Origin of the sequence: Pseudomonas sivasensis (assembly GCF_013778505.1) — a bacterium.
GTDB classification, from domain to species: Bacteria; Pseudomonadota; Gammaproteobacteria; order Pseudomonadales; family Pseudomonadaceae; genus Aquipseudomonas; species Aquipseudomonas sivasensis.
This window is the reverse complement of record NZ_JAAOWU010000016.1, coordinates 134,411-149,609: the sequence shown is the minus strand read 5'-3', so window position 1 is coordinate 149,609 and position 15,199 is coordinate 134,411. Positions and strand designations below refer to the sequence as shown.

Annotated in this window: 14 protein-coding genes and 1 pseudogene; 11 read left to right on the top strand and 4 right to left on the bottom strand. The window is 60.7% G+C overall.

The window, feature by feature from the left end; all coding sequences use genetic code 11:
- Nucleotides 1-9: 9 nt before the first annotated feature.
- Nucleotides 10-628, bottom strand: a pseudogene (locus tag G9Q84_RS23045) (aminotransferase class III-fold pyridoxal phosphate-dependent enzyme); the annotation flags it as partial.
- 318 nt (nucleotides 629-946) lie between these two features.
- Here G9Q84_RS23045 and rfbB point away from each other — a divergent pair.
- From rfbB to G9Q84_RS23010, 7 genes are read left to right on the top strand one after another with little or no spacing between them, the layout of a single operon-like run.
- Entirely contained in the window at nucleotides 947-2,029 is a 1,083-nt protein-coding gene (rfbB, locus tag G9Q84_RS23040) for a dTDP-glucose 4,6-dehydratase (RefSeq protein WP_181644154.1), read from the top strand.
- The gene (gene rfbA, locus G9Q84_RS23035) at nucleotides 2,026-2,898 is read left to right on the top strand and encodes a glucose-1-phosphate thymidylyltransferase RfbA (RefSeq protein WP_032884973.1); all 873 of its coding nucleotides are present in this window, start codon (nucleotides 2,026-2,028) and stop codon (nucleotides 2,896-2,898) included. The genes rfbB and rfbA overlap by 4 nt, the downstream gene beginning before the upstream one ends.
- A complete protein-coding gene (gene rfbC / locus G9Q84_RS23030; protein ID WP_032884972.1) occupies nucleotides 2,895-3,440 on the top strand; it encodes a dTDP-4-dehydrorhamnose 3,5-epimerase in 546 nt (181 codons plus the stop codon). Before rfbA ends, rfbC begins: the two co-directional genes overlap by 4 nt.
- Nucleotides 3,437-4,306 carry a dTDP-4-dehydrorhamnose reductase gene (rfbD, locus tag G9Q84_RS23025; RefSeq protein WP_181644153.1) on the top strand — a complete coding sequence of 290 codons (870 nt, stop codon included), beginning with the start codon at nucleotides 3,437-3,439 and terminating at the stop codon, nucleotides 4,304-4,306. The genes rfbC and rfbD overlap by 4 nt, the downstream gene beginning before the upstream one ends.
- 36 nt (nucleotides 4,307-4,342) lie before the next feature.
- A complete protein-coding gene (locus G9Q84_RS23020) occupies nucleotides 4,343-6,151 on the top strand; it encodes a sensor histidine kinase (protein ID WP_032884970.1) in 1,809 nt (602 codons plus the stop codon).
- Nucleotides 6,148-7,524: a sigma-54-dependent transcriptional regulator gene (locus G9Q84_RS23015; protein WP_032884969.1), complete on the top strand. Its 1,377-nt coding sequence runs from the start codon at nucleotides 6,148-6,150 to the stop codon at nucleotides 7,522-7,524. The genes G9Q84_RS23020 and G9Q84_RS23015 overlap by 4 nt, the downstream gene beginning before the upstream one ends.
- Before the next feature lie 26 nt (nucleotides 7,525-7,550).
- Entirely contained in the window at nucleotides 7,551-8,006 is a 456-nt protein-coding gene (locus G9Q84_RS23010; protein WP_181644152.1) for a YiiD C-terminal domain-containing protein, read from the top strand.
- Between the two features lie 127 nt (nucleotides 8,007-8,133).
- Here G9Q84_RS23010 and cysQ read toward each other — a convergent pair whose 3' ends face one another.
- Together cysQ and nudE are read right to left on the bottom strand one after the other, a co-directional pair.
- Nucleotides 8,134-8,970: a 3'(2'),5'-bisphosphate nucleotidase CysQ gene (gene cysQ / locus G9Q84_RS23005; protein ID WP_032884967.1), complete on the bottom strand. Its 837-nt coding sequence runs from the start codon at nucleotides 8,968-8,970 to the stop codon at nucleotides 8,134-8,136.
- Nucleotides 8,967-9,533, bottom strand: a complete 567-nt coding sequence (gene nudE, locus G9Q84_RS23000; RefSeq protein WP_032884966.1) for an ADP compounds hydrolase NudE — start codon at nucleotides 9,531-9,533, stop codon at nucleotides 8,967-8,969. The genes cysQ and nudE overlap by 4 nt, the downstream gene beginning before the upstream one ends.
- A gap of 87 nt (nucleotides 9,534-9,620) precedes the next feature.
- Here nudE and yrfG point away from each other — a divergent pair, with 87 nt between their 5' ends.
- Nucleotides 9,621-10,283 carry a GMP/IMP nucleotidase gene (gene yrfG / locus G9Q84_RS22995; protein ID WP_181644151.1) on the top strand — a complete coding sequence of 221 codons (663 nt, stop codon included), beginning with the start codon at nucleotides 9,621-9,623 and terminating at the stop codon, nucleotides 10,281-10,283.
- Nucleotides 10,284-10,392: 109 nt separating this feature from the next.
- Here the strand turns inward: yrfG and lysM are convergent, their stop codons facing one another.
- Nucleotides 10,393-10,833: a peptidoglycan-binding protein LysM gene (lysM, locus tag G9Q84_RS22990; protein WP_095186282.1), complete on the bottom strand. Its 441-nt coding sequence runs from the start codon at nucleotides 10,831-10,833 to the stop codon at nucleotides 10,393-10,395.
- Between the two features lie 132 nt (nucleotides 10,834-10,965).
- Here lysM and G9Q84_RS22985 point away from each other — a divergent pair, with 132 nt between their 5' ends.
- From G9Q84_RS22985 to G9Q84_RS22975, 3 genes are all read left to right on the top strand, one after another.
- A complete protein-coding gene (locus G9Q84_RS22985) occupies nucleotides 10,966-11,853 on the top strand; it encodes a LysR family transcriptional regulator (protein WP_032884960.1) in 888 nt (295 codons plus the stop codon).
- 97 nt (nucleotides 11,854-11,950) lie between these two features.
- Nucleotides 11,951-12,790 (top strand): formate dehydrogenase accessory sulfurtransferase FdhD, encoded by an 840-nt coding sequence (gene fdhD / locus G9Q84_RS22980; RefSeq protein ID WP_181644150.1) that lies wholly within the window; start codon nucleotides 11,951-11,953, stop codon nucleotides 12,788-12,790.
- Nucleotides 12,787-15,135, top strand: a complete 2,349-nt coding sequence (locus G9Q84_RS22975; protein ID WP_181644149.1) for an FdhF/YdeP family oxidoreductase — start codon at nucleotides 12,787-12,789, stop codon at nucleotides 15,133-15,135. The genes fdhD and G9Q84_RS22975 overlap by 4 nt, the downstream gene beginning before the upstream one ends.
- Nucleotides 15,136-15,199 lie beyond the last annotated feature (64 nt).

Sequence of the window (15,199 nt, the reverse complement as noted above, 5' to 3'; positions counted from 1 at the left end):
ATCGATTAATTACAGTTGCTCATCGAGTACCTTCGACAACATGTCGACGAAAAAATCCACGCTGCGTTTAGACGTAACCATCGGCGGCTTGATCTTGAGGATGTTCAGGTAGTTCACCGTTAGGTCGCATGAAAATCCCAACGCGCGCAGGCGGTCACATAGCAACGTGGTCTCTTCGGTCGCCGGTTCCAGGGTTTGTCGATCGCGAACCAACTCCAGGCCAAGATAAAAACCGGAACCGTGAACGGCGCCCACCAAGGGATGGCGATCAATCAGTGCTTCCAACCGCGTCTTGAAATGCCCTCCGACAAACTTTGGCGTTTTCCCACAGTTTTTCTTCCTCCATCACGTCCAATACTGCCATGCCGATGCGGCAACTCACCGGGCTGCCCCCCGACGACGAGAAGAAATACCCTTCAGCCTCCAGTGCCTCGGCGATCTCCCGCCGGGTAATCACTGCACCCAACGGCTGGCCGTTGCCCATGCCCTTGGCCATGGTGATGATGTCAGGTACCACGCCCTGCTCTTCAAAGCCCCAGAAAAAATGCCCCATGCGGCCATAGCCCACCTGCACTTCATCGGCGATGCAGACGCCGCCCTGAGCGCGAACCAACCCGTAAACCTGCTCAGCGCCCTGATGACCTTGGGTACGCGCACGCCCTGCAGTGTGTTGAGGGCTGCGAGCTGGGCATGCAACTCCACAGCGGCGTAGTCGCCCCGGCAGATTTTCAGAACAAACCGGCCGCGGGAGCTGTCGACTTTGTAATTGAGGTCTTGCTGGCTGCCCAATGACTGCAACGTGCCAGAAAGGCCGTTTTTTAGACGTGTATATCGCCATTGTTCAGGGGGCTTGCGCAACCCCCACATGCACACGGTCCTGACCAGCGCCACAACACAAGCTATGCTCCATTCGCTAAACGTCCGCCTAAGGAAAAGGGCCCCAGTCATGCGCATTCTCATTACCGGTGGCGCCGGTTTTATCGGTTCTGCTTTGATACGTCATCTGATTCAGCACACCGAGCACGAAGTGCTCAACCTGGACAAACTCACCTACGCCGGCAATCTGGAATCGCTGACCAGTATCGCGGCCAATAGCCGCTATGAGTTCGTACAGGCCGATATCATCGACCAAGCCACCGTCAGCGCAGTGCTCGCGCGCTTCGAGCCTCAAGCGATCATGCATCTGGCCGCCGAATCCCACGTCGACCGTTCGATTGACGGCCCGTCGGATTTTATCCAGACCAATATCGTCGGCACCTACAGCCTGCTGGAAGCCGCCCGCGGCTACTGGCAAACCCTTTCCGGGCCAGAAAAGAGCGCGTTTCGCTTCCACCATATTTCCACCGACGAGGTCTACGGCGACCTACACGGCGTGGACGATCTGTTCACCGAAACCACGCCCTACGCGCCCAGCTCGCCCTACTCTGCCAGCAAAGCCGCGTCCGACCACTTGGTCCGCGCCTGGCAACGCACCTACGGCCTGCCCGTGTTGCTGACCAATTGCTCCAACAACTACGGCCCCTTCCACTTTCCTGAAAAGTTGATTCCGCTGGTGATCCTCAACGCTCTCGCGGGCAAGCCTTTGCCGGTCTATGGTGATGGCTTGCAAGTGCGCGACTGGCTGTTTGTCGAGGACCACGCCCGAGCGTTGCTCACCGTCGTGACGCACGGCGTAGTCGGCGAGACCTACAACATCGGCGGCCACAACGAGCAGAAGAACATCGATGTTGTGCGCAGCATCTGCAGCCTGCTGGAGGAATTAGCACCCCACCCTCCGCACGGTGTGGAGAAATACGCCGACCTGATCACGTTCGTGAAAGACCGTCCCGGCCACGACCAACGCTACGCGATCGACGCCAGCAAAATCGAACGCGAACTGGGCTGGGTACCCGAAGAAACCTTTGAAACCGGGCTGCGCAAAACCGTGCAGTGGTACCTCGATAACCTGGAATGGTGCCGCAGGGTTCAGGATGGGAGTTATCAAGGTGAACGATTGGGCAATACCGACACGAGGGATCTGATTGCATGAAAGGAATCGTATTGGCCGGTGGCTCCGGCACACGCTTGCACCCCATCACCCTGGGTGTCTCCAAACAACTGCTGCCGGTCTACGACAAGCCGATGATTTACTACCCGATCTCGGTACTGATGCTGGCAGGCATCAAAGAAATTCTTGTGATTTCCACGCCGGCAGACTTACCGCAATACCGCAACCTGCTGGGTGACGGTAGCCAGTTTGGCGTGACGTTCAGCTACGCCGAACAACCGAAGCCGGACGGGCTGGCGCAAGCCTTCCTGATTGGCGAGCAGTTCATCGGCAACAACCCCGTGTGCCTGATCCTGGGCGACAACATTTTCCACGGCCAGCGTTTCAGCGAGCAGTTGCATGCGGCGGTCAATCGCGGCAAAGGTGCCACGGTGTTTGGCTATTGGGTTAAAGACCCGGAGCGCTTCGGTGTGATCGACTTCGACAGCGAAGGCCGCGCCCTGTCCATCGAAGAAAAACCCGCTGTACCGAAATCCAGCTATGCCGTCACCGGCCTGTATTTTTACGACAACGACGTGGTCAGCATCGCCAAGGCGGTCAAACCCTCCGCCCGTGGCGAACTGGAAATCACCGACGTCAACAACGCTTATCTCAAGCGCGGCGACTTGCAGGTGGAGCGCTTCGGTCGAGGTTTCGCCTGGCTGGATACCGGCACCCACGACAGTTTGCTGGACGCGTCGCAGTACGTGCAGACCATCGAGCGTCGCCAAGGTCTCAAAGTGGCGTGCCTTGAAGAAATTGCCTACGGCAACGGCTGGATCGACCGCGACCATTTGTTGGAGCGCGCCAAATACTTCGGCAAGACCGGTTATGGCCAGTACCTGTATTCCCTGGCGGGAGACAACCAGTGAATATCATCGACACCTCACTTCCCGGTGTATTGATCCTCGAACCAAAAGTGTTCGGTGACGAACGCGGCTTTTTCTACGAAAGCTTCAACGCCCGAGCCTTTGCAGAGGCTACCGGGCTCAGGCGCGAGTTCGTCCAGGACAACCACTCGCGCTCACAAAAAAATGTGCTGCGAGGCCTGCATTACCAACTGGAGCACACCCAAGGCAAACTCGTGCGTGTCACCGCTGGCGAAGTGCTCGATGTCGCCGTAGACATTCGCCGCAGTTCGCCGAACTTCGGCCAATGGGTGGGCGTACGTCTGTCGGCACAGAACCGTCGCCAGTTGTGGGTACCGGAAGGGTTTGCCCATGGGTTTGTGGTGCTGAGCGACTACGCCGAGTTCCTGTACAAGACCACCGACTACTACCAGCCGAGCGCCGAACGCAGCATCCTGTGGAATGACCCGACGCTGGCTATCGACTGGGAGCTGAACGAGCCGCCGCAACTGTCCGCCAAGGACCAGGCGGGCAAACTGCTGATGGACGCCGATCTGTTCCCATGAAGATCCTGATTACCGGCCAACATGGCCAAGTCTCCCAGGCACTGCAAGCGCACCTTCAGGGGCTGGGCGAATTGATGGTGCTCGGCAGCAACCAGCTCGACCTGGCCAAACCGGACCAGATCCGCGAGCAGATCCGCGCCCATCGCCCCGACCTGATCATCAACGCCGCCGCCCACACCGCAGTCGACCAAGCCGAAAGCGAACCAGACGCCGCATTCGCCATCAACGCCATCGCCCCCGGCATCCTTGCGCAGGAAGCCAAGGCCCTGGGGATTCCACTGATTCACTACTCCACCGACTATGTGTTCGACGGCAGCAAGCCTGCGCCCTACACCGAAGCCGACACGCCGAACCCGTTGAGCGTCTACGGCCAGAGTAAGCTGGCGGGCGAGCAGGCCATTGCGGCGGCGGGCGGTCAATACCTGATCCTGCGTACCAGTTGGGTCTACTCCAACCAGGGCAAGAATTTCCTGCTGACCATGCAACGCCTGCTGCAAGAGAAACCGCAGATGCGCATCGTGGCTGACCAGATCGGCGCGCCAACATGGGCCGGGACCATTGCCGGCAGCACCCGCGCACTGATCGAGCGCTGGCTGGCCGGCGAGGCGGGAAAATGGGGTATTTATCACCTCACCGCCCAAGGTGAAACATCGTGGTTCGGCTTCGCTCAGGCGATTGGCGAGCACCTGCACGCCGATGGCAAAGCCTGTGCCGAACTGGAGGCGATCCCATCCAGCGCCTACCCGACGCCCGCCAAGCGCCCCTTGAACTCACGCCTCGATTGCAGCCGCTTGCAGCAACAGTGGCACGTCAGCCAGCCACACTGGCAAGACGCATTGCGCGAGTGTCTTGCACAGCAGCACTAGGCATAATGCGCCTGTCCCCATAGGCGCACGACTCCCATGACTCCATCCCTTCCGCGAAGACCCCGCTGGCGCAGCCTCGCCCTGCTGGCATTGTGCCTGGCACCGCTGCTGTGGCCGCTGGAGCACTTGGCCGAGCGCTATTACCGCAGCGAACTGGCCGGGCAGAATCGCCAGACCCTCGACCTCTACGTCGCCAACCTGTTGGGCACCCTGCACCGCTATGAAGTGCTGCCGCAGATCCTCGGCGACTTGCCCGCGCTGCGCACCGTGCTGGATGCGCCGAATGTAAGCTCCCATCAGATCAACGCCAACCTGCTGCTCAAGGACGTCGCCGCCCAGGCCGGGGTTGAAGTGATGTACCTGATGGACACCACCGGCAAGACCCTCGCCGCCTCGAACTGGGATAAACAGGACAGCTTTGTCGGGCGCAATTTCTCGTTCCGCCCGTACTTCAGCGAAGCCATGGCCGGGCGCCTCGGGCGGTTTTTCGGCCTGGGTACTACGTCGGCCAAACGCGGTTATTTCTTCGCCGCCGCCGTGCGCGAGGGCGACAAGATCATCGGCGTGCTGGTGGTCAAGGTCGACCTGGACCATACCGAAAGCCTGTGGGGCAACACGCCTGAACAACTGCTGGTGACTGACCACAACGGCGTGGTGATCCTCACCTCACGCCCGCAATGGCGTTTCCGCGCCACTCGGCCGCTGACCGCTGAAGAACGACAGGCGATCACTGCAATCCAGCCCTACCCGACCCGTGATCCACAGCCGCTGAGCCTGAGCAACACCGCATGGTTGCGCCAATCCACTGCCATCGCCGAGACCGGCTGGAACGTCGAAATCCTCGCGCCCCAATCATTGATCAGCCGCCCGGTGCGCACGGTGGTCGCCGTGGGTGGGGCCACGCTTCTGGTGCTGATGTTGCTGCTCGGTTTGATGATGCAACGACGCCGGCATTACCTGGAGCGCATCGCTTTTGAAGCCAAGGCGCGTCGCGAACTGGAAGCCCGTGTGATCGAGCGGACCAGCGACCTGGAAGGCTTGAACCGCCGCCTCAAACAAGAAGTACTGGAACGCGAACATGCCCAGCAGGAACTGGTGCGCGCCCAGGATGATTTGGTGCAAGCGGGCAAGCTCTCGGCGCTGGGCACCATGTCGGCGAGTATCAGCCACGAACTCAATCAGCCCCTGGCCGCAATTCGCAGCTATGCGGAAAACGCCGAGATCCTGCTGGACCATGAACGCACCGCCGATGCGCGGGGCAACCTTAAGTTGATCAGCGAACTGACCGGACGCATGGCTTCGATCATCGCCCACCTGCGCGCCTTCGCCCGGCGCGACCGGCATGCGCCGGAGAGCGTGGCCCTGCAACCGGCGCTGGACGACGCGCTGGCGCTGCTGGCTAAACGTCGGCGGTCAATGGAGGTGGAGCTGATCCGCGATTTGCCGGAAGCGACCCTGTGGGTACAGGCCGGCGAAACACGGCTGCGCCAAGTGCTGGGCAACTTGCTGGCCAACGCCCTGGACGCCCTCACCGAAAAAGGCCCGCCGCGTAAACTGTGGCTGAGTGCCGAAACCACCGCCCAAGGCGTCAACCTGTACATTCGTGACAATGGCCCTGGGTTTTGCATGGAGGCGTTGGGCCGCGCCAGCGAACCGTTCTACACCACCAAGACCCGCACCCAAGGCCTGGGATTGGGCCTGGCGATCTGTGACACCTTGATGCGTGCCTTTGGCGGCGAACTGTCGTTCGCTAACCACAAGGAAGGTGGCGCGCTGTTAACCCTGAAATTGCGTGCCGGCTCGCCGGGCGTCAGTCTGCAACCGTCTGAGGACCGCAGTGTATGAGTATCGATAACCAGATTCAGGTGGTGTTGATCGACGACGATCCACACCTGCGTCAGGCCCTGTGCCAGACCCTGGACCTGGCCGGGCTGAAAGTCCTGACCCTGGGCGAAGCCACCGGCCTCACCGCGCGCCTGTCGCGGGATTGGCCGGGCGTAGTGGTCAGCGACATCCGCATGCCCGGCATGGACGGCCTGGAGCTGCTGGCCGAACTGCACGGCCAGGATCCAGACCTGCCGGTGCTGCTGATCACCGGCCACGGCGACGTGCCGTTGGCGGTGCAGGCGATGCGCGCGGGTGCCTATGACTTCCTCGAAAAACCCTTCGCCAGCGACTCGCTGCTGGACAGCGTGCGCCGCGCCCTGGCCTTGCGCCGGCTGGTGTTGGATAACCGCAGCCTGCGCCTGGCCCTCAGCGACCGCCAGCAACTGAGCACGCGACTCGTTGGGCACTCACCGCAAATGCTGCGACTGCGCGAGCAGATCGGCGCGTTGGCGGCGACCAAGGCCGACGTGCTGATCCTCGGTGAAACCGGCGCCGGCAAAGAAGTCGTGGCCCGTGCACTGCATGACCTGTCGAACCGACGCAGCGGCCCGTTCGTCGCGATCAACGCCGGTGCCCTGGCGGAATCCGTAGTGGAAAGCGAACTGTTCGGTCATGAGCCCGGAGCCTTTACCGGGGCGCAGAAACGCCGCATCGGCAAGTTCGAGTTTGCCAACGGCGGCACCTTGTTCCTCGACGAAATCGAAAGCATGAGCCTGGATGTGCAGGTCAAACTGTTGCGCCTGTTGCAGGAGCGCGTGGTGGAACGCCTGGGCGGCAATCAACTGATCCCGCTGGATATCCGCATTATCGCTGCCACCAAGGAGGACCTGCGCCAGGCCGCCGACCAGGGCCGTTTCCGCGCCGACTTGTATTACCGTCTCAACGTCGCGCCGCTGCGCATTCCGCCGCTGCGCGAGCGCGGTGAAGATGCATTGATGCTCTTCCAGCACTTCGCCGACGAAGCCAGCAGCCGCCATGGCCTGACGTTGCATGAGCTGCAGCCGGGCCAGCGGGCCTTGTTGTTGCGTCATAGCTGGCCGGGCAATGTGCGGGAATTGCAGAACGCCGCCGAGCGCTTTGCACTGGGCCTGGAACTGGCACTGGACAGCACGCCGGACAACCCCGCCAGCAGCGTACTGACCTCCACACCGGGTGGCTTGAGCGAGCAAGTCGAGCAGTTCGAGAAAAGCCTGATCGCTGCCGAACTGACCCGTCCCCACAGCTCCATGCGCAGCCTCGCCGAAGCCCTCGGAGTACCGCGCAAGACCTTGCACGACAAACTGCGCAAGCATGGCCTGAACTTCGCCAACCAAAGCGCCGACGACGAATGACCCTGCCCACCCACCAAGAGGTCCCCATGAGCCGCGACAGCCGTTACCTGGAATCCGTCCTGCACCACGACATCCCCCTGACCCGGGAAATGGGCCTCAAGGTGCTCGACTGGCAAGACAGGCAACTGCGGCTGCACCTGCCCCTGCAGGCCAATATCAACCACAAGAGCACCATGTTCGGCGGCAGCCTCTACTGCGGCGCGGTACTGGCGGGTTGGGGCTGGCTGCACCTGCAACTGCGTGAGGAAGGGATTGGAGACGGGCATATCGTGATTCAGGAAGGGCAGATCAGTTATCCGCTGCCGGTGACGCAAGACGCGACCGCGATATGCGCGGCGCCGGAGGAAAAGGTATGGAAGCGCTTTATCGCGACCTACAAGCGCTATGGCCGGGCGCGGTTGGCGTTGGACACGTGGATCGTGAATGAGGGCAGTGACGAAAGAGCGGTAGCCTTCACTGGCCAATACGTCCTGCACCGCTAGAAGCCAATACACAAAACAAATGTGGGAGGGGGCTTGCTCCCGATGGCGGTAGTTCAGTCACTGCTGTTTTGACTGATACACCGCTATCGGGGGCAAGCCCCCTCCCACATTTTGATCTGCGGTGGTTTTAAGATCTTGCCAAGGTCAGCAACCGCTCACGCCACGCAGCCTTCGCCGGCAACGCCAGAAAAAACGGGTTCAACAACGATTCCCGCGCCGGGTAGCTGAACGGCTCACCACTCAACTCCAGCACCTCGCCCCCCGCACCTTCGAGCACGCCTTGTGCCGCAGCCGTATCCCATTGCGAAGTCGGCGCCAAGCGTGGATAGCAGTCGGCGCTGCCCTCGGCCAACAGGCAGAACTTCAACGAGCTGCCGATATTCGCCAACTTCAACTCACCCACGCCTGCGCTCAACCCGTCCAGCAAACGCTCCTGCTCGGGGCTGGTATGCCGACGGCTGGCAACCACCGTGAATGCCTCACCCGCCGCCGGTGCCTTGCGCACCTGGATCTGCCTGGGCGCTTCGTTCACATCGGATCGCCACGCGCCTAAACCTGCGCCGCCAAAGTAGCAACGGCCACTGGTGGGCATCGACACCACACCGAACACCACGCGGCCGTGTTCAATCAGGGCGATATTGACGGTGAACTCTTCACTGCCGGCGATGAATTCCTTGGTGCCGTCCAGCGGGTCCACCAACCACCAACGCGTCCAGCCTGCGCGCACGCTCTGGTCGATATCAGCGTCTTCTTCGGACAGCACGGGGATGCTCGGGTCCAGCGCGGTGAGGCCAGCGAGAATCAGGTGGTGGGCGGCCAGGTCTGCTGCCGTCACCGGCGAATCGTCGGCCTTTGAAGTCACCGCCACATCGGCGCGCCAGTACGGCAGGATGACTTCACCCGCCTGGCGAGCCAGCTCGATTACAGGGGCGATAAACGGGTGGCCTAAAAACAGTTCGCTCATGCGGTAAACGCTCCACGCTGGATCAACAGATCTCGTACCAGGTACAACGCCGCCAAAGCGCGACCCTCACTGAATTGCTCGTTTTGCGCTAACTGTGACAGCTCGCGCAGATTGACCCGATCCACGCGCATCGGCTCGGGCTCATCGCCTTCAAGGCTTTCTTCATACAGGTCAGTGGCCAATACCACTTGGATTTTCTGGCTCATATAACCGGGCGACAGCGACAGCTCGGTAATGTGTTCCAACTGTCGCGCGCCGTAACCGGCTTCTTCCTTGAGCTCACGATCGGCGGCAGCAAGTACGTCTTCACCCGGTTCGATCAGGCCTTTGGGCAAGGACAACTCATATTCGTCGATACCGCCGCAGTACTCTTCCACCAGCAAGGCATGCTCTTCATCGATCATCGCCACGATCATCACCGCGCCATAGCCGGCACCACGCCCCACCAGGCGCTCGTAGGTCCGTTCAACGCCATTGGAAAAGCGCAACTGCACTTCCTCCACGCGGAACAAACGGCTACTGGCGACTATTTCGCGGGCGAGGACGGTGGGTTTCTGGCGCATGAGCGGCTCCTTGGCGTGATCGGGTTACTATACCGTGGCTTTTCCGATTGTCTGTGTCGGATATCTTTACTTACATGAGACCGCACCATGCCCTCTTTGCCCTGGCACGCCATCGACACTGTCCTGCTGGACATGGACGGCACCCTGCTCGACCTGCATTACGACAACCACTTCTGGATGGAGCACCTGCCCCAGCGCTACGCCGAGCTGCACGGGGTGAGCCGGGCCATGGCCGAGATGGAGTTGCAGCCTCTGTTCGAGCGTAACGCCGGACAGTTGCAATGGTATTGCCTGGATTTTTGGAGCACAGAACTGAAGATCCCAGTGCGTGAACTCAAGCTGGAAACCGCTCACCTGATTGCCCTGCGCCCGGATGCGGATACCTTTCTCGCGGCGATCAAACAGGCCGGCAAGCGCGTGATTCTGATCACCAACGCCCATCGTGATTCGCTGTCGTTGAAATTGGAACGCATTGAACTGGCGCCGTATTTCGAGCGATTGATCAGCTCCCACGACTACGGTTTCGCAAAGGAAGATCCGCAGTTCTGGGATGCCTTGCAGGCCGACATTCAGTTTGATCCCTCGCGCAGCCTGTTTATCGACGACACCTTGCCGATCCTGCGCAGCGCCCAGACGTTTGGCGTGGGCCATTTGCTGGCGGTGAAAGAGCCGGACAGCAAAAAAGGGCCGAAGGACACGGGCGAGTTTGCAGCAGTCGGTGACTACCGGGATCTCATTGTCGGGCTCTGACCAAATGTGGGAGGGGGCTTGCCCCCGATAGCAGTGTGTCAGTCAAGGAAGCTTTGACTGACACTCCGTTATCAGGGGGCAAGCCCCCTCCCATATTTTCGCCCGTGTATTACTCAGGAATACGCAGCGTCTGCCCTGGGTAAATCTTGTCCGGGTTCGACAACTGCGGTTTGTTAGCTTCGAAGATTTTGTTGTACTGATTGGCGTTGCCGTAGACCGCCAAGGATATTGCGCTAAGGGTGTCGCCCTTTTTCACCACCACGAAACGGGCTGCGGCAACTGCCGGGCCGGATACGGTGATCTGGTCATCCACACTGGCCACACCGGCAATATTGCCCGCCGCCAGAATGATTTTTTCTTTCTCTTCCTGACTGGCAACGGTTCCAGTAAGCGTGACCTTGTCACCCTCCACAGTCGCGTGAACATCGGGATTACCCAGCCCGACTTCTTCAATGTGCTTTTTCAGATCATCGCTTGCGTTGGCGTTGCCCGGGGTCAACAGCTTGGCCAACTTCTCGCCTGCTTCCTTAACAAAGCTAAAAAGACTCATCGTACGCGCTCCTTGGTAGTTGATTTCCAGATGCCAAAGACTAGACCAGTCCTACAGATTTGGGTTCCAGCCCGGCCAAAGACCCAAACGCGCTAGAATCCCCCCGCCATTGGAATAAGCCCTGGAGCGAAGATGGACATCAAACAGCTGAAATTCCTGATCGCCCTCGACGAAACCCGGCACTTCGGCCAGGCAGCGGCACGTTGCCACATTACCCAGCCCACCCTGTCGATGCGCCTGCGCAGCCTCGAAGAAGAGTTGGACTTGCCCCTGGTCAATCGCGGCCAGCGCTTCGAAGGCTTCACCGCACCCGGTGAACGGGTGCTGGCGTGGGCCCGAACAGTGCTGGCGGCGTATGACGGCTTGCAGGCTGAAGCTGCTGCCTGTCGCGGCAACCTGGTGGGTACGTTGCGTTTGGGCGTGGTGCCGCTGTCGAGCTTTGATCCGTTGGCGTTGATGCAACAACTGCATAAAGAACACCCGAGCCTGCGCTTCGAGCTCTCGGCCTTGAGCTCCGAACAGATCCTTGAACAACTTGCGAGTAATCGACTGGACCTGGGCGTCTCCTATCTTGAGCGTTTGGATAATGAACGCTTTGACTCACTGGCCTTGGGCGAAACGCGCATGGGCCTGCTCTACGACCAGCGGTTTTTCAGCTTTGGCGACAAGCCGTTGAGCTGGGAGGCCCTGACCGAACTGCCCCTGGGCATGCTCACCAGTGGCATGCATTTTCGCCAGTCCATCGACCACAACTTCCACAGCCGTGGACTCAATCCCCAACCGCTGCTGCAAACCGATGCCGTCCATCAGTTGCTACAGGCGGTACACGGCGGGCTGTGTTGCGCGGTCATGCCCCTGGACGGTGGCCTGGATGCGCTCACCGAACACCTGCGCCTGCAACCTATCGAGGATGCCCACACCCTTGCGCGCCTGGGGCTGATCATGCGTCGCAGCGCACCGCGCTCCGCGCTGGCAGAGGCATGTTTCGCGCTGTTTCAGAAATCGCAAAACGCGTCTTGATCGACGTCATCTATCGGTAGATCAGTACTGGCAATTAGACGCGACGCTTTGTCGCGCCTAGTCTAAACACTGACCAATCCGCCGGTGGTACTGCCCCATGAACGCCAAGCGCCCAGTCTGCGCGGCGCCCGCCTCTGAAACGCCCGCGCCCGCCGCCAGCCAGAGCTACCAATACTGCAATCTCGAACACACAGAGGTCGCCAGCACTGCGTTGGCGGAAGAAGTGGCGTTGGCGATCGCCTATAACGACATCAGCCAGGCAGTCATGTTGGTCACGCCGACGGACCTGGAAGACTTTATTGTCGGTTTCAGCATCGGCAGCGGCATTATCGCCGACGTTAACGAAATTTATGATCTCAAACTCAGTGGATCAGGCTCGACCCAGTACGCTCAGGTGCAGATTTCCAGCCGCGCGTTCTGGAATCTCAAGCAGCAACGTCGCCAGTTGGCGGGCACCAGCGGTTGTGGTTTGTGCGGTGTAGAAGCGGTGGAACAAGCCTTGCCGGACCTTAAGGTACTGCCCGGCGCACCACTGCCACCCGCCGAATGGCTTGATGGTCTGCGCCAGCGCATCAGCGCCTTTCAGCCTCTGGGCCAATGCAGCGGCGCGGTGCATGCGGCGGTGTTCATGAACAGCCAAGGCGAACTGTTGATGGGCCGCGAGGACATTGGCCGGCACAACGCGCTCGATAAATTGATCGGTGCGTTGATCCGCCAAAAGATCCCGACCGATGGCGGCCTGGCGATTGTCACTAGTCGTTGCAGCCTCGAATTGATCCAGAAAGTTTTGCGCGCAGGCATCCAGACCCTCGTCAGCCTGTCGTCGCCCACCGGCCTAGCCCTGCAATGGGCCCGCCGGCACAACCTCAATCTCATCCACCTGCCGCAGAAAAGTGCGCCGCGGGTCTACAGCCCTGCGATGGAGAACCAGCCGTGAGCAATCATCATCAAGCCGACCAAACCCCAACCCCGCGCTACAAGCCTTACAAAGGCCCGGCGGGCGGCTGGGGCGCGCTGATCAGCGTGGCACAGGCGTGGTTGACCAGCGACAACGCGCTGAAAAACCTGCGCATGATGCTCAAGACCAACCAGAACGGCGGCTTTGACTGCCCGGGCTGCGCCTGGGGCGACTCGCCGGAAAGCGGCATGGTCAAGTTCTGCGAAAACGGCGCCAAGGCGGTCAACTGGGAAGCCACCAAACGTCGTGTAGACGCTGCATTCTTCGCCAAACACAGCGTCACTGCGCTGCTGGAACAGAGCGATTACTGGCTCGAATACCAGGGCCGCCTGACCGAGCCGATGCGCTACGACGCCGAAACCGACCGCTACACACCCGTCAGCTGGGAAGCAGCCTTCGACCTCATCGGCCAGCACCTCAACGCACTGCCAAGCCCGGATATGGCCGAGTTCTACACCTCGGGCCGGGCCAGCAACGAGGCGGCGTACCTGTACCAGCTGTTCGTGCGCGCCTACGGCACCAACAACTTTCCGGATTGCTCGAACATGTGCCACGAGGCCAGCGGCGTGGCCTTGGCGCAAAGCGTGGGCGTCGGCAAAGGCACCGTGACCTTTGATGACTTCGAACATGCCGATGCGATTTTCGTCTGGGGCCAAAACCCCGGCACCAACCACCCGCGCATGCTCGAACCGCTGCGTGAAGCGGTTAAACGCGGCGCCCAAGTGGTGTGTATCAACCCGCTGAAAGAGCGCGGCCTGGAACGTTTTCAGCACCCGCAACACCCGCTGGAAATGCTCACCAACGGCGACAAGCCGACCAATACCGCCTACTTTCGCCCAGCGCTGGGTGGCGACATGGCTATCCTGCGCGGCATGGCCAAGTTCCTGCTGCTGTGGGAACGCCAGGCGCAGGCCGAAGGCAAGGAAGCCGTGTTTGACCACGACTTCCTCAACGAACACACAGCCAACGTGCTCGATTACCTGGGCCAGATCGACGACACCTCGTGGGATGAAATCGTCGCGCAGTCCGGCCTGCCGCTGGTGGAGATCGAGCAAGCGGCACGCATGTACGCCAAAGGCAAAAACGTAATCATGTGCTGGGCGATGGGCATCACCCAGCACCGCCACTCGGTACCGACCATCCAGGAAATCGCCAACCTGATGCTGCTGCGCGGCAACATCGGCCGCCCAGGCGCCGGTTTGTGCCCGGTGCGCGGCCACAGCAACGTGCAGGGCGACCGCACCATGGGCATTAACGAACGCCCACCGGTGGCGTTCCTCGACGCCCTGGAGCGTCGCTTCCAGTTCCAGGTGCCGCGTACCAACGGGCACAACGTGGTGGAAGCGATCCACGCGATGCTTGAAGGCCGCTCCAAAGTATTTATCGGCCTGGGCGGCAACTTCGCCCAAGCTACCCCGGACAGCCCGCGCACCTTCGAAGCACTGCGTAATTGCGACCTGACCGTGCAGATCAGCACCAAGCTCAATCGCAGCCACCTGATGCACGGCAAGGACGCGCTGATCCTCCCGTGTTTGGGCCGTACCGACATCGACATCCAGGCAGACGGCCCGCAGGCGGTCACGGTGGAAGACTCGTTCAGCATGGTTCACGGCTCCAATGGCCAACTGCAACCCCTGTCGAAGCTGATGAAGTCCGAGCCAGCAATCTTGGCCGGCATCGCCGCCGCGACGCTGGGCAGCAAGCCGGTCGACTGGAACTGGCTGGTGGCCGACTACAGCCGTATCCGCGACCTGATTGCCGATACCATTCCAGGCTTCAAGGACTTCAACGACAAGATCAAAAAACCAGGTGGCTTCTACTTAGGCAACTCCGCCGGCGCGCGCCGTTGGAACACGCCTTCGGGTCGCGCCAACTTCCGCCCGAACATCCTGCCCAAAGACTTGATCCACGAACGCACCCACGCCACTGGCCGGGTACCGGATCTGATCATGCAGTCGATGCGCTCCCACGATCAGTACAACACCACCATTTATGGCCTGGATGACCGCTATCGCGGCGTGAAAGGCCAGCGTGACGTACTGTTCGTCAACGAAGCCGACATCATCCGCCTGGGCTTCAAGCCGGGGCAGAAGGCTGACATCGTGTCGCTGTGGGAAGATGGCCGTGAGCGTCGTGTGAAGGGCTTCACGTTGCTGGCGTTTGATATCCCGGCGGGGCAGGCAGCCGCTTACTATCCGGAAGTGAACCCGCTGGTGCCGCTGGAAAGCACCGGGGATGGCAGCCATACGCCAACATCGAAGTTCGTGGCGATCCGCTTGGAAGCCGCAAGCGATAATGGCCTGATCATGGCCCGGACAGCCTGACTGATCATTTCGGACACAAAAAAGGCCGCTTTTGCATAAAAGCGGCCGTTCCGAAGTAGTTAAA

What these genes read in the sequence shown, in the direction of transcription:
- rfbB (WP_181644154.1), top strand. Translation starts at nt 947, where the DNA reads ATGCGCATTCTCATTACCGGTGGCGCCGGTTTTATCGGTTCTGCTTTG.
- rfbA (WP_032884973.1), top strand. Translation starts at nt 2,026, where the DNA reads ATGAAAGGAATCGTATTGGCCGGTGGCTCCGGCACACGCTTGCACCCC.
- rfbD (WP_181644153.1), top strand. Translation starts at nt 3,437, where the DNA reads ATGAAGATCCTGATTACCGGCCAACATGGCCAAGTCTCCCAGGCACTG.
- G9Q84_RS23020 (WP_032884970.1), top strand. Translation starts at nt 4,343, where the DNA reads ATGACTCCATCCCTTCCGCGAAGACCCCGCTGGCGCAGCCTCGCCCTG.
- G9Q84_RS23015 (WP_032884969.1), top strand. Translation starts at nt 6,148, where the DNA reads ATGAGTATCGATAACCAGATTCAGGTGGTGTTGATCGACGACGATCCA.
- G9Q84_RS23010 (WP_181644152.1), top strand. Translation starts at nt 7,551, where the DNA reads ATGAGCCGCGACAGCCGTTACCTGGAATCCGTCCTGCACCACGACATC.
- cysQ (WP_032884967.1), bottom strand. Translation starts at nt 8,970, where the DNA reads ATGAGCGAACTGTTTTTAGGCCACCCGTTTATCGCCCCTGTAATCGAG.
- nudE (WP_032884966.1), bottom strand. Translation starts at nt 9,533, where the DNA reads ATGCGCCAGAAACCCACCGTCCTCGCCCGCGAAATAGTCGCCAGTAGC.
- yrfG (WP_181644151.1), top strand. Translation starts at nt 9,621, where the DNA reads ATGCCCTCTTTGCCCTGGCACGCCATCGACACTGTCCTGCTGGACATG.
- lysM (WP_095186282.1), bottom strand. Translation starts at nt 10,833, where the DNA reads ATGAGTCTTTTTAGCTTTGTTAAGGAAGCAGGCGAGAAGTTGGCCAAG.
- G9Q84_RS22985 (WP_032884960.1), top strand. Translation starts at nt 10,966, where the DNA reads ATGGACATCAAACAGCTGAAATTCCTGATCGCCCTCGACGAAACCCGG.
- fdhD (WP_181644150.1), top strand. Translation starts at nt 11,951, where the DNA reads ATGAACGCCAAGCGCCCAGTCTGCGCGGCGCCCGCCTCTGAAACGCCC.